The organism is Roseovarius sp. MMSF_3350 (assembly GCF_030733425.1).
GTDB lineage: Bacteria > Pseudomonadota > Alphaproteobacteria > Rhodobacterales > Rhodobacteraceae > Roseovarius.
In genome coordinates this window covers 419,410-431,397 of record NZ_JASHIZ010000001.1, presented here as the reverse complement: position 1 = coordinate 431,397, position 11,988 = coordinate 419,410, and the positions used below count along the sequence as shown (strand labels likewise).

Below are 11,988 nucleotides of genomic sequence, written 5' to 3'. Positions count from 1 at the left end.
GGAACGCACTGGGCGTGCCGGATAACCGGCCCGCTTACTCGGTCTGGGTGTCTTCGGTCTCGGCGCCGTCCTCGGCACCTTCGGCGGCCTCGGCCTCTTCTTCCGCGGCTTGCTGAGCGGCCTTGCCTTCGGCGGCGGCAACCTTGATCTCGTCAAGGATGCGCTGGTTCAGTTCCTGATCCTGCTGCGCCGCGATGTCGATCGCCTTGAATTCCGCCGGCGTGATATCGGCGATCACGTCGATGGCGTTCACGATGGAGTCGTTGGCATAGGCCATCAGTTCGGCACGTTTCTCGCCGTCCGCCTCGGCCTCGATCCGCGGCATGAAATGCTCGGCCACGACGTTCACGGCCACCAGCGCCTGCACGAAAGAGCGCAGCTTTTCGTCGGTCAGGGTGTCGTTGGTGATCCCCTCGGCCGGCTCGATCGCCTCGAGCGTGCGGGTCGGGGTCTGTTTCTCGGCGTTCTGCTGGGTTTCACCCTGCGCGGTCCCCTGCTCGGTGGTGCCATCTGCGGCTTCCTGTGCAAAGCCTGCGGTGGTCAGCGCCAGTGCCGCGGTGGTGGCGATTGCGATGCGTTTTATCATTCCTGTCTCCTCGACGGATTGCCTCGGTTTCACTTGGCAGACACATGGACAGTCCCGCCGCCCGATGCAATGCGCTCGGCGAAAAAGCGCTGGAATCCGGGGCTCGGGCAGGACAATGTGCATCCGACCGCAACGGAGCCGTGCCATGCCTCTTACCATTCGCCCCATCGAACCCAAGGACGAGACGCACTGGCGCAGGCTCTGGACCGCCTATCTCGAGTTCTATGAAAGCAGCGTCAGCGAGGAGGTCTACCAGACCACGTTCGCCCGGCTCTGCGCGCCCGAGGTGACCGACCAGAACGGCCTGCTGGCGCTGGACGGCGAGACGCCGGTGGGCTTGGTGCATTACATCTTTCACCCGCACAACTGGCGGGTCGAGAAGATCTGCTACCTTCAGGACCTTTATGCCGACCCTTCGGTGCGCGGCACCGGCGTGGGCCGCAAGCTGATCGAGGCGGTCTATGCCGCCGCCGATGCGAACGGCACACCTTCGGTCTACTGGATGACGCAGGATTTCAACAGCCAGGCGCGGCAGCTCTACGACCGGATCGGGCAGCTGACGCCGTTCATCAAGTATACCCGCTGAGGCGCCCTCTCGCCGGTTCAGGGAAACTGCGCCGCCTCGCGGCGCATAAGTTCGCGCAGGGTATAGGAGCGCGCGATCGGCCCCTCGGCCCCCATCACGTGACGCGGATCGGCGGGAATGCAGCCCGGACCGCAGAGCTGGCGCACCACCATGCGGCGCGTGTCGAGGAACCACAGCCGCCCGGCCGGCGTGCCGACATAGCCGTTGATGCGCTCGCCCTTGTCGGCGCGGATGTCGTTGACGGTGGGCACCTCGGACCAGGCGTTTTCGTCATAGGCGCCGTGGGTGTGCCAGGAGGCCACCACGCGCAGTCCCTTGGGCCAGCTGGGCTGGCAATAGTTCAGGTATCCCCGCCGCGCGCGCGTGGTGGCCAGCTGGCCCGCTGCGGTATAACCGATATAGCCGCAATACTCGCGGTTCTCGGCCACCGACCGGGCCTGCGCCTGAGACAGGACATGCCGCGCAACGCCGATCTCGTCGGCGGTCTGCGCGGGCGCGGCGGCGGGCGCCACCGTCAACAGCGCCAGAAGGGGCAGTATCCGCATCTACGTTTGTCCTCTCTTGCGGCGGCGGGTGCAGGCGTTACCTTAGCCTGATCTCACAGCGAAGGGCAGTCCATGACAATCCATATCGGCGCCGCACCGGGCGACATTGCCGAAACCGTCCTGATGCCCGGCGACCCGATGCGCGCCAAATGGGCCGCCGAGCGGTTCCTCGATGCGCCGCGCCAGATCAACGCGGTGCGCGGGATGCTGGGCTTTACTGGCACGTGGCGCGGCCATGCCGTGACGATCCACGGCAGCGGTATGGGCATGGCGAGCCTGTCGATCTATGCCAACGAACTTCTACGCGACTTTGGGGCAAAGACCCTCATCCGCATCGGCTCCGCAGGCGGGATGCAGGGGCATGTGGGGCTGCGCGACGTGATCCTGGCCATGACGGCCAGCAGCGTCGCGACGCCCTCCTCGACCATCTTCCGGGAACTGAACTATGCCCCCTGCGCCGACTGGGGCCTGTTGCGGGCGGCGGTTGCGGCGGCCGAGGCGCGGGGCGTGCCGCATCACGTGGGCGGGATCTATTCCTCGGACACGTTCTATGACGAGCGGCCCGACCTCAACGAGCAGATGACCCGCCACGGCATCCTTGCCGTCGAGATGGAGACCGCCGAGATGTACACGCTGGCGGCGCGGCACGGGGCACGGGCGCTGTCGGTGCTGACGGTCTCGGACCACCTGTCGACCGGCGAGGCCCTTTCCAGCGAAGACCGCGAGGCAAGTTTTGCCGACATGGTCGAGATCGCACTGGAGGCGTCGTTCCCGTAGGGTGCGTTTTCAACGCACCTTTCCTGGTCCGGAGAAGCACCGTTCCGGCACGGTGCGTTGAAAACGCACCCTACATGTCCTCCAGAAACGCGAACGCGTCCCCTTCGACCCGCACCCGGCCCAGCGACGGCAGCCGGAAATGCGTGCCCAGCACCCGTGCATCCCGCTCCGCCGCCGCCTCCAGCAACGCCCGGCGCGAGCGGACCGCCTGCTCGGGCGACTGATCGAAGGTGAAGTGCCACTCGGGATGCCAGCATTGCGCCGCCGTGTGAATCGCATCCCCCGTAATCACCGCCTCGGCCCCGCCGCTTTGCACCCGGACCGACACATGCCCTCCGGTATGCCCCGGCGTCGGCATCAGCGTCACGTGCTCGCCGATCCCGTGCGCGCCCTCGACCAGCTCCGCCTGCCCGGCCTCGATCACCGGCAGGATGCTTTCGTCATACATGCCCCGGGCCTTCTCGGCATAGAACGCCTCGTCCGCCTTCGGCAGCAGGTAGCGCGCGTTGGGAAAGGTCGGCACCCAGCGCCCGTCAAGCAGCCGCGTGTTCCAGCCGATGTGATCGACGTGCAGATGCGTGCACAGGACATAGTCGATATCCTCCACGCCCACCCCCGCCGCGCCCAGCGCGTTCAGAAAACGCGGCGTGTCGCGCTGATGCCAGTCGGGAAAGCTCGGCGCGGTCTTGTGGTTGCCCACGCAGGTATCCACCAGGATCACGTGATCGGACGTTTTCAGCAGAAAGCCCTGGATCGGCAGCATCACGCGCCCCGTGCGGGGGCAGAGCCCGCCCGGCACCTTTTCGGCGATGACGCGGCCCACATCCCTACCGGCGCCCGGGAACATCTCTTCGGGGGCCAGGAACGGCGCGTCGATCTCCAGGACGCGCCACACCTCCACCTCTCCGATCCGACACAGCATGACGCTCACCCCTCCCTGATCCGCTCCGCCACCCGGCCCGCCCAGAGGTCGTAGAGCGGAGCGGCGGGATGAAACCCGTCGGCGGCCATCAGGCCCCGGTCCGTCGGGAATGCCATTGGAACGTAGCGCAGCGCAGGCGTTCGCGCCACAAGGTCGCGCAGTGCGCCATCCAGTGCCGCCGCGCGCCGCCCGAGAACCCCGCGCAAGGGGCGGGGCAGCAGCGGGAACAGCCCCAGCGGCGGCACGCCCGAGGCGACGACGCGCGTCACGCCGAACCTGTCCTGCAACAAAGCCACGAGGTCACTGTAATTGCGCCGCCACCGCGCCCGGCGCATCCCGTTCTTGGCGTCGTTCACGCCCAGCGCGATCACCGCCACGTCGAATTGCGCGCGCCGCATCTGCGCCAGATCGGCCAGGGCGGTTGCCGTGGTCGCGCCGCCCCGCGCCTCCAGTCGCCAGTGCACGCGGAATTGCGGGGCAAGATGCGCCACAAGCCGCCCGGCCAGCGCGTCCTTTTGCGTCTCGACGCCCACGCCCGCGGCGGAACTGTCGCCCAGGGTCAGCAACCGCAGGTCCGGGCCTTCGCCCGCCACGCCGTTGCGCGGGCCCGCCGCCTCGGGCAGGCGCGAGGCGCGCAGCATGACCCAGGCCACCTGTGGCACCAGCACCGGCGACAGCAGCGCCGCGCGGAACGCGTCACGCATCGGTTTCCGCCTCGCACAGCGCCATGCCGGTGTCGCTCAGGGCATAGACCCCACGCTCGACCCGAAAGAACCAGCCGGAATGATTGTCGGCCATGATCCGCGTGGCCCGCGCCACGCCCGTCGCCCGGGCGATCACCGCGCCCGAGGACGGGCCATGTTCCGACAGGTACGCCACGCAGGCGCGCACATCCTGCTTGTAGGACGTCTCGATCTGCCCGCGCGTGCCGCCCTCGTTCGGATCGCCCCGCCGGGCATTGAACTCCTTCAGCAGCCTTGCGCGCTTGACCTTGGACTGGCGCGGCCGGAACGGCGCGGGGTCGCAATGCACTCGGACCGTGCCCTCGTCGAGCGTCACGCTGAGCACCCCCAGCCCCAGCCGCTTGCAAAGGCCGATATTGCCCTTGAACGCCCGCCAGCCCGCCTTTCCCTTCCAGCGCGGCACGGCCACATAGACCTGCTCGGTCACCGCCTGCCGGGCCACCGCCTGTTGCAGCAGGGTCAGGGAAAACCCGGTCTTCAGCTCCACCACCACCGGCTCGGCCCCGTCGCGCAGGCCCACCACGTCGGCCGGGCCGACCTCGGATTTCACGTCATAGCCCAGCGCCTCCAGCCAGGCCTTGACCGGGGCGTATAACAGGGTTTCGCGGGCATCATGCATCCCGGCAATTTGGCCGCAGGTTGCATGGGTGACAAGCCCTTCGCACAGCCCTATAAGGCGCGCGAACAAACTCATTCCAGCCCCGAGGACGACACATCCGATGACCACGCTCGTATTTGGCCATAAATCCCCCGACACCGACAGCACCGGCTCGCCCATCCTCTGGGCGTGGTACCTCAACGACGTGAAGGGCGGCGATGCCGAGGCCGTCCTTCTGGGCGAGCCCAACACCGAGGCCGCCTTCATGCTGGAACGCTGGGACCTGCCCAAGCCGCGCATCATCGCCAATGTCGATGACGGCCAGCCCTGCATCGTGGTGGACACCAACAACCCCGCCGAGCTGCCGACCAACATCAACGGCGCCGACGTGCAGGGCATCATCGACCACCACAAGCTGGTGGGCGGGCTGGAAACCTCCGGGCCGATCGACATCACCGTGCGCCCGCTGGCCTGCACCGCGACGATCATGATCGACCTGATGGGCGAGGACGCGGAAAAGATGCCCGACTGGGCCAAGGGCGCGGCGCTGACCTGCATCCTCAGCGACACGCTGGAATTCCGCAGCCCCACCACCACCGACCACGACCGCGCCACCGCCGAGCAACTGGCCCGCGATCTCGGCGTGAACATCGCCGACTACGCCGCCGAGATGTTCGCGGCCAAGTCCGACGTGTCGGCCTTCTCCGACGCTGAACTGATCCGCATGGACAGCAAGGAATACGAGGTCGGCGGCACCAAGTTCCGCGTCTCGGTCCTGGAAACCACCGCGCCGGCCACGGTGCTGGACCGCAAGGACAGCCTGATGACCTCGATGCAGGACGTGGCCAAGGAGGACGGCGTCGACCAGGTGCTTCTGTTCGTCGTGGACATCCTGAACGAGGAAGCGACCCTGCTGGTGCCCAACGACCTGGTGAAGGGCGTGGCCGAGAAGAGCTTCGGCGCCTCCGTTTCGGGCGATACCGTGGTGCTGCCCGGCGTGATGAGCCGCAAGAAGCAGATCATTCCCAACCTGGCGGTCTGACACCTTTCGCTATCGCTTGCATTCCGAACGCCTCCGCAGGATTTGCGGGGGCGTTTTTCGTATCCCGCCGGCCCCGTGACGTTGACGCCGCGCGTCGGCATTTTCTCACCGCCATCCCGGACTTGATCCGGGATCTCTCGCGGCAAGAGGTCCCGGGTCAGGCCCGGGACGGGTGCGACTTGTGGCACCGCGCCGCAAACTGTAGGCCTGATTATAAAAACATTCGCCGGAGACGCACCGCATGGGCCTTGTCGTCCTTCTTCTAGTTGCCATCGTGGTGCTGTCCTTCATCGGCATCGGACGCCGCACCCGGCGGCGCGACAAACATCGACGCGACGACGACTGAGCGGGCTCAGCCGCCCGCCTGCCAGTCGGAGATGGCCTCGACCGGGTAGAGCAGCATCACCACGTTCAGCGTCAGGTTATCGCGGATCACCCACAGCGTCAGCAGCTCGAACCCCACAACCACGGCCACGCTGACCCAGACCGGCAAGCGCCGCGCCAGCCAGAAGCCCAGCCACATCGCCGCGATGTCCGAGGCCGAGTTCAGCACGCTGTCGCCGTAGTAATCCAGCGAGATCGTCACCTCGCGGTAGCGCTCGATCACCGCGTCGGTGTTCTCGACGATCTCCCACGCGCATTCCACCGCCGTCGCGATCACCAGCCGCCAGCCCAGATCGACCCGGCGCGCCACCAGCCACAACAGCGCGTAGAACAGGACCCCGTGCAACAGGTGGCTGGGCCAGTACCAGTCGAACACCTGCTGGCTGCCCTCGCTGGTGCCCACGGTGCCCCAAAGGTCCACCCACCCGCAGGGGCATGTCGGATTGCGCCCCATTCCAAGCAGAACCACCAGCGTGGCAAGGCCCATCAGGGCCACGATGCCGAATGTCACGCGCCTGTTGCTCATGCAGACACCGAATCACAGCACCGATCCCCTGTCCATCGCAAAGCGCGATGGCATATCGGGGCAAGGCACACCCGCGCACGAGACGGGCGCGCTCCTGAGTGGACCGCGCCCGCCTGCACATTCAACATGTTTACCGCTTAAGAAACTTCCTGCCCCGGTGCCCTGGGCTTGTTCCAGGCCAGCGCCAGCGTGGCGATGCCCGACAGCGTCAGGTCCACGCCCAGAAACAGGCCCAGCACGTCGGCGGCGGCGCCTGGCAGGCCCAGCACGATCATCCCTGCAAGCGCCAGCGACATCAGCCCGGCACCGGCGATCCAGCCCCAGCCGTGACGCGCGCGCATCCGGAAGGCGTAAACCAGGCGCAACAGCCCCAATATGGCGAACAGCACGGCGACCGCCAGCGTCAGGGTGATCAGTCCGGCCACCGGGTTCAGCAACAGCGAGACAGCAAAGAGCACAAGGGCCAGCCCGATCAGCCCGCCAAGCATGCGACCGCCCAGCGCGTCGCCCCGGTCACTGAAGGCCAGCCAGAGCTGCGTCAACCCGGCCAGCAGGAACGCGGCTCCCGCAACGGCGGTGACGGTCAGCGATGCGGCGAAGGGGTTGAAGAACGCCAGCATCCCGCCCACCAGCATGACGAGCCCCAGGATCGTCAATCCGGTGCGGCCCGGTTCGCGCTCGGTCCGCCCGGTCGGTCTGTGTCGCACGGGGCGGCCCAGGGTTTCGGTCGATGTCATTGCGTGTGTCACCTTCGCAGACGTTTCACGCGCACAACGCGCGAGTTGCGGTGCCGGTTCCCCAACGCCCGCCGCTGGACCTCGGCCCACCGCCGCGTTTAACTGGCCCTCGAACTGAAGACCTTGGAGGCCCGCCCATGTCCGCCCCCGTCAACCGTTTCAAGACCGCCCTCGCCGCCGGAGAGCCCCTCATCGGTTGCTGGGCCGGGTTCGCCGATGCCTATGCCACCGAGATTCTGGGCACTTCCGGGTTCGACTGGCTGATCCTCGACGGCGAGCACGCGCCCAACACCATTCACACCCTCTCGGCCCAAATCGGCATCCTGCGCGCCTCGCCCAGCGAAGCGATCGTGCGCGTGCCCGTGGCCGAGGACTGGATCATCAAGCAGGTGCTCGACGCGGGCGCGCAAACGCTTCTGGCCCCGATGGTCGACACCGCGGCCGACGCCGAGCGGATCGTGCGCGCCATGCGCTATCCGCCCGAGGGCGTGCGCGGCTCCGGCGCGGCGCTGGGGCGGGCCTCGGGCTTTGGCGCGGTGCCCGACTATATAGCCACGGCCAACGACCAGATGTGCCTCGTGGTCCAGATCGAAAGCGTGGCCGCGCTGGAAAACCTCGATGCGATCTGCGCGGTCGACGGCGTCGATGCGGCCTTTATCGGGCCATCGGACCTGGCCAACGACATTGGCCATCACGGCGACGCGAACCACCCGGAGGTGCGCGAAGCCATGCAGGACGCGCTGGCCCGCATTCGCGCCGCGGGCAAGGCGCCCGGCATCCTCGGCATCGACGCGAAGACCACGCGCACCTATCGCGACTGGGGCGCGCAGATGCTGGGCGTGGGGATCGACGTGCTGCTCTTTGCCAATGCCGCCCGGGCGCTGGCGCGCAACTGGCAGGCATGACGCGCCTTCTGGTCGATCTGGGCGGCACCTTTTGCCGCGTCGGACTGTCCGACGGCGCCGGCCTTCTGCCCGAGTCCGCCCTCAGCTTTGCCAATGCCGATCACGCCAGCCTGGCCGCCCTGCTTGGCGCCTATCTCGACACGGTGCGCCCGGGCGCCGTCAGGGCAATATGCGCCGGGGTCGCCGGGCCGGTGCGGGCCGGGGCAGCGCAGTTGACCAACCACGCCTGGCACATCGAGGCCGACGCGCTGGCCCGCGCCACCGGCGCCGACCGGGTTCACCTGATGAACGACCTCCAGGCACAAGCCTACGCGCTGGACGATCTGGACGCGGACAGCCTGACCCCCTTGATTTCCGGCACGCCCGACCCGCAAGGCCCGCGCATGGTGCTGGGGCTGGGCACGGGCTGTAACATCGCGGTCGCGCACCGCGTGGGCGACGACCTTTTCGTGCCGCCGTCAGAATCCGGTCATACCACCCTGCCCGACGCGCCGGGCTTTCGCGCGCTCTACGATCACCTGCGCGGCGAGGCATCACACCTGCCCATCGAAGCGGCCCTTTCCGGCCCCGGCCTCACCCGGCTACACCATTTCTTCACTGGCAAGACGCTGACACCTGCCGAGGTCATCGCGTTGAAGCCGCGCAAGACGCTTCAGGCGTTCGTGTCATTGCTTGGCCTTTCGGCCTCGAACCTCTGCCTGTCACATATGGCGACCGGGGGGCTTTACCTGATCGGCGGTACCGCCCGCGCCATCGCGCCATACCTCAGCCCGCTGGGCTTCACCGACACGTTCCACCCGCGTGGGCCCTACACCGATATCCTGACCGCGATACCCGTTACGCTGATCTCGGATGATAACGCCGCCTTGCGCGGCTGCGCACGATACCTGGCGCAATGCTTGAAATAATATACACTGAAGTGTATATTTTGACGCGCACCTCAGGAGACACCCATGAAACGCCTGCACACGAACCAGATCTGCACCATGACCGAACTGCGCGAACCGCAAAAGGTGCTCGACCGCGCGGGCGGCAAGCCGGTGGCGATCATGAAGAATTCGCGCTGCGTGGGCTACCTGGTGCCGGAAGAGGCCTCGTTGCAAGGCGAGCCGCGCTATGCCACGATGGACGAGGTCATGGCCGCCGTCGAGGCGACCCGCGAGCAGGCGCAGCCCGTGCTTGAGTATCTGAAGGACAAATGAGCTTTCTGCTTCTCTCCGCCGACCAGGTGGAGGCGCTTCACGACATGGCCCTGAATCCCGGCGAATTGCCGGGACGCGCGCGGGACAAGTCGCTGGAAGGTGCGCTCGCGCGCGTCGACAACCGGCTGGTCTACGGCATGATCGAGGATGTCTTCGACCTTGCCGCCGCTTATGCGGGGGCCGTCGCACAAGGCCATTGCTTCAACGACGGCAACAAGCGCACGGCCTATCGCACCATGCTGGTCTGCCTGACCCTGCACGGCGTGTCGATCACCCATGACACCGAAGAGATCGGCCAGATCATCATCGCCCTCGCCCAAGGCAAGCTGGCAGAGGACGACTTGGCCGACTGGCTGCGCACCAAAGCTGCGTAGGGTGCGGTTTCAACGCACCTGACCACTTCCCCCACCGCCTCCCCTCTGCCATACTGCGCCCCAACCCATAAAACAAAGAGCAGCGCACATGGCCGACGACCTTCTGACCCCCACCGATTCCGGCAATTACGACGCCTCCTCGATCGAGGTGCTGGAGGGGCTAGAGCCTGTCCGCAAGCGCCCCGGCATGTATATCGGCGGCACCGACGAGCGGGCGCTGCATCACCTGGTGGCCGAGATCCTCGACAACTCGATGGACGAGGCCGTGGCGGGCCACGCCAACCGGATCGAGGTCGAGCTGCACGAGGATCATTCCATCACCATCCGCGACAATGGCCGCGGGATGCCGGTGGACGAGCACCCCAAGTTCCCGGGCAAATCCGCGCTCGAGGTGATCCTCTGCACGCTGCACGCGGGCGGGAAGTTCTCGGGCAAGGCCTATCAGACCTCGGGCGGCCTGCACGGCGTCGGCGCGTCGGTGGTGAATGCGCTCTCGGACCTCCTGATCGTGCAGGTGGCCCGCGACAAGAAACTGTACGAGCAACGCTTCTCCCGCGGCATCCCGCAAGGCAAGCTGGAAGAGGTCGGCGCCGCCCCCAACCGCCGCGGCACCACCGTGACGTTTCATGCCGACGAGCAGATCTTCGGCCATCACCGTTTCAAGCCCGCGCGGCTCTTCAGTTCGATCCGCTCCAAGGCGTACCTCTTTTCGGGCGTCGAGATCCGCTGGAAATCCGCCATTGCCGACGGCGACACCCCGCAGGAGGCCACGTTCCACTTCCCCGGCGGCCTGGCCGATTACCTGCGCGAGACGATGGGCACCGCCTCGACCTATGCCGAGAATCCCTTTGCCGGAACCGTCGATTTCCAGGAACGCTTCGGCACGCCGGGCAAGGTGGAATGGGCGATCAACTGGACCCCCAGCCGCGACGGCTTCCTGCAATCCTACTGCAACACCGTCCCCACGCCCGAGGGCGGCACCCACGTGGCGGGGTTCTGGGCCGCGATCGTCAAGGGCATCAAGGCGTATGGCGAGCTGGTGAACAACCGCAAGGCCGCAAACATCACCCGCGATGACCTGATGACGGGGGGCTGCGCGCTGGTCTCGTGCTTCATCCGCGAGCCGGAATTCGTCGGCCAGACCAAGGACCGCCTGGCCACGACCGAGGCGCAGCGGCTGGTGGAAAACGCCGTGCGCGACCATTTCGACAACTGGCTGGCCGCCGACACCAAATCGGCCGGCGCCATCCTCGATTTCCTTGTCCTGCGGGCAGAAGAACGCCTGCGCCGCAGGGCCGAGAAGGAAACACAACGCAAATCCGCCACAAAGAAACTTCGCCTCCCCGGTAAGCTGGTGGATTGCTCGTCCTCAACCCGCGACGGCACCGAATTGTTCATTGTCGAAGGGGATTCCGCCGGTGGCTCCGCCAAGATGGGCCGGGATCGCAAGACCCAGGCCCTGCTGCCCCTGCGCGGCAAGATCCTCAATGTGCTGGGCGCGGCCAGCTCGAAACTGGGGAGCAACGCCGAGATCAACGACCTGACGCAGGCGCTTGGCGTCGGGCTGGGATCGCGGTTCAACATCGACGACCTGCGCTATGACAAGATCATCATCATGACCGACGCGGACGTCGACGGTGCCCATATCGCCTCGCTCCTGATGACCTTTTTCTTCACCCAGATGCGCCCGATGATCGACGCCGGGCATCTCTACCTCGCCTGCCCGCCTTTGTATCGCCTGACGCAGGGCGCCAAACGCGTCTATTGCATCGACGAGGCCGAGCGCGACCTCTGGCTGGAAAAGGGCCTGGGCGGCAAGGGCAAGATCGACGTCTCCCGCTTCAAGGGCCTGGGCGAGATGGACGCCAAGGACCTCAAGGAAACCACGATGGACCCGGCCACCCGCAAGCTCATCCGCGTGACCATCGACGAGGACGAACCCGGCGAGACCGGCGACTTGGTGGAGCGCCTGATGGGAAAGAAGCCCGAACTGCGGTTCCAGTACATCCAGGAGAACGCCCGGTTCGTGGAGGAGTTGGATGTTTGAGTAGATGATTTCAT

Annotated in this window: 15 protein-coding genes; 8 read left to right on the top strand and 7 right to left on the bottom strand. The window is 66.7% G+C overall.

Annotated features, from left to right (window positions below; translation table 11 throughout):
• Positions 1-34: 34 nt before the first annotated feature.
• Complete coding sequence (locus RBB31_RS02120) at positions 35-586, bottom strand: DUF4168 domain-containing protein (protein WP_306127596.1); 552 nt, start codon at positions 584-586, stop codon at positions 35-37.
• A 145-nt stretch (positions 587-731) separates the two neighbouring features.
• Between RBB31_RS02120 and RBB31_RS02115 the strand changes: the two genes are divergently transcribed.
• Positions 732-1,172 (top strand): GNAT family N-acetyltransferase, encoded by a 441-nt coding sequence (locus RBB31_RS02115; protein WP_306127595.1) that lies wholly within the window; start codon positions 732-734, stop codon positions 1,170-1,172.
• A 17-nt stretch (positions 1,173-1,189) separates the two neighbouring features.
• Here RBB31_RS02115 and RBB31_RS02110 read toward each other — a convergent pair whose 3' ends face one another.
• Entirely contained in the window at positions 1,190-1,717 is a 528-nt protein-coding gene (locus tag RBB31_RS02110) for a DUF4329 domain-containing protein (protein WP_306127594.1), read from the bottom strand.
• A 72-nt stretch (positions 1,718-1,789) separates the two neighbouring features.
• Between RBB31_RS02110 and deoD the strand changes: the two genes are divergently transcribed.
• Entirely contained in the window at positions 1,790-2,494 is a 705-nt protein-coding gene (gene deoD, locus RBB31_RS02105; protein ID WP_306127593.1) for a purine-nucleoside phosphorylase, read from the top strand.
• A gap of 70 nt (positions 2,495-2,564) precedes the next feature.
• Here deoD and RBB31_RS02100 read toward each other — a convergent pair whose 3' ends face one another.
• Genes RBB31_RS02100 through RBB31_RS02090 form a run of 3 tightly spaced genes read right to left on the bottom strand, consistent with a single transcriptional unit; the run spans position 2,565 to position 4,778 of the window.
• Positions 2,565-3,416: an MBL fold metallo-hydrolase gene (locus tag RBB31_RS02100; protein WP_306127592.1), complete on the bottom strand. Its 852-nt coding sequence runs from the start codon at positions 3,414-3,416 to the stop codon at positions 2,565-2,567.
• A gap of 5 nt (positions 3,417-3,421) precedes the next feature.
• A complete protein-coding gene (locus RBB31_RS02095) occupies positions 3,422-4,120 on the bottom strand; it encodes an SGNH/GDSL hydrolase family protein (protein WP_306127591.1) in 699 nt (232 codons plus the stop codon).
• A complete protein-coding gene (locus tag RBB31_RS02090; RefSeq protein WP_306127688.1) occupies positions 4,113-4,778 on the bottom strand; it encodes a DUF2161 domain-containing phosphodiesterase in 666 nt (221 codons plus the stop codon). The genes RBB31_RS02095 and RBB31_RS02090 overlap by 8 nt, the downstream gene beginning before the upstream one ends.
• 100 nt (positions 4,779-4,878) lie before the next feature.
• Between RBB31_RS02090 and RBB31_RS02085 the strand changes: the two genes are divergently transcribed.
• Positions 4,879-5,799, top strand: a complete 921-nt coding sequence (locus RBB31_RS02085; protein WP_306127590.1) for a manganese-dependent inorganic pyrophosphatase — start codon at positions 4,879-4,881, stop codon at positions 5,797-5,799.
• A 352-nt stretch (positions 5,800-6,151) separates the two neighbouring features.
• Here RBB31_RS02085 and RBB31_RS02080 read toward each other — a convergent pair whose 3' ends face one another.
• Both RBB31_RS02080 and RBB31_RS02075 read right to left on the bottom strand, forming a co-directional pair.
• The gene (locus RBB31_RS02080) at positions 6,152-6,709 is read right to left on the bottom strand and encodes a DUF2585 family protein (RefSeq protein ID WP_306127589.1); all 558 of its coding nucleotides are present in this window, start codon (positions 6,707-6,709) and stop codon (positions 6,152-6,154) included.
• 137 nt (positions 6,710-6,846) lie between these two features.
• Entirely contained in the window at positions 6,847-7,446 is a 600-nt protein-coding gene (locus RBB31_RS02075; RefSeq protein ID WP_306127588.1) for an HdeD family acid-resistance protein, read from the bottom strand.
• A 137-nt stretch (positions 7,447-7,583) separates the two neighbouring features.
• On the opposite strand from RBB31_RS02075, the gene RBB31_RS02070 reads away from it, so the two are divergent.
• From RBB31_RS02070 to parE, 5 genes are all read left to right on the top strand, one after another.
• Positions 7,584-8,351 carry an HpcH/HpaI aldolase/citrate lyase family protein gene (locus RBB31_RS02070; RefSeq protein ID WP_306127587.1) on the top strand — a complete coding sequence of 256 codons (768 nt, stop codon included), beginning with the start codon at positions 7,584-7,586 and terminating at the stop codon, positions 8,349-8,351.
• Positions 8,348-9,259 carry a glucokinase gene (locus tag RBB31_RS02065; RefSeq protein ID WP_306127586.1) on the top strand — a complete coding sequence of 304 codons (912 nt, stop codon included), beginning with the start codon at positions 8,348-8,350 and terminating at the stop codon, positions 9,257-9,259. The genes RBB31_RS02070 and RBB31_RS02065 overlap by 4 nt, the downstream gene beginning before the upstream one ends.
• Before the next feature lie 45 nt (positions 9,260-9,304).
• Positions 9,305-9,553 carry a hypothetical protein gene (locus RBB31_RS02060; RefSeq protein WP_057793239.1) on the top strand — a complete coding sequence of 83 codons (249 nt, stop codon included), beginning with the start codon at positions 9,305-9,307 and terminating at the stop codon, positions 9,551-9,553.
• Entirely contained in the window at positions 9,550-9,927 is a 378-nt protein-coding gene (locus RBB31_RS02055) for a type II toxin-antitoxin system death-on-curing family toxin (RefSeq protein ID WP_306127585.1), read from the top strand. Before RBB31_RS02060 ends, RBB31_RS02055 begins: the two co-directional genes overlap by 4 nt.
• Positions 9,928-10,015: 88 nt before the next feature.
• Positions 10,016-11,974: a DNA topoisomerase IV subunit B gene (gene parE / locus RBB31_RS02050; RefSeq protein ID WP_306127584.1), complete on the top strand. Its 1,959-nt coding sequence runs from the start codon at positions 10,016-10,018 to the stop codon at positions 11,972-11,974.
• The last annotated feature ends 14 nt before the right edge of the window (positions 11,975-11,988 follow it).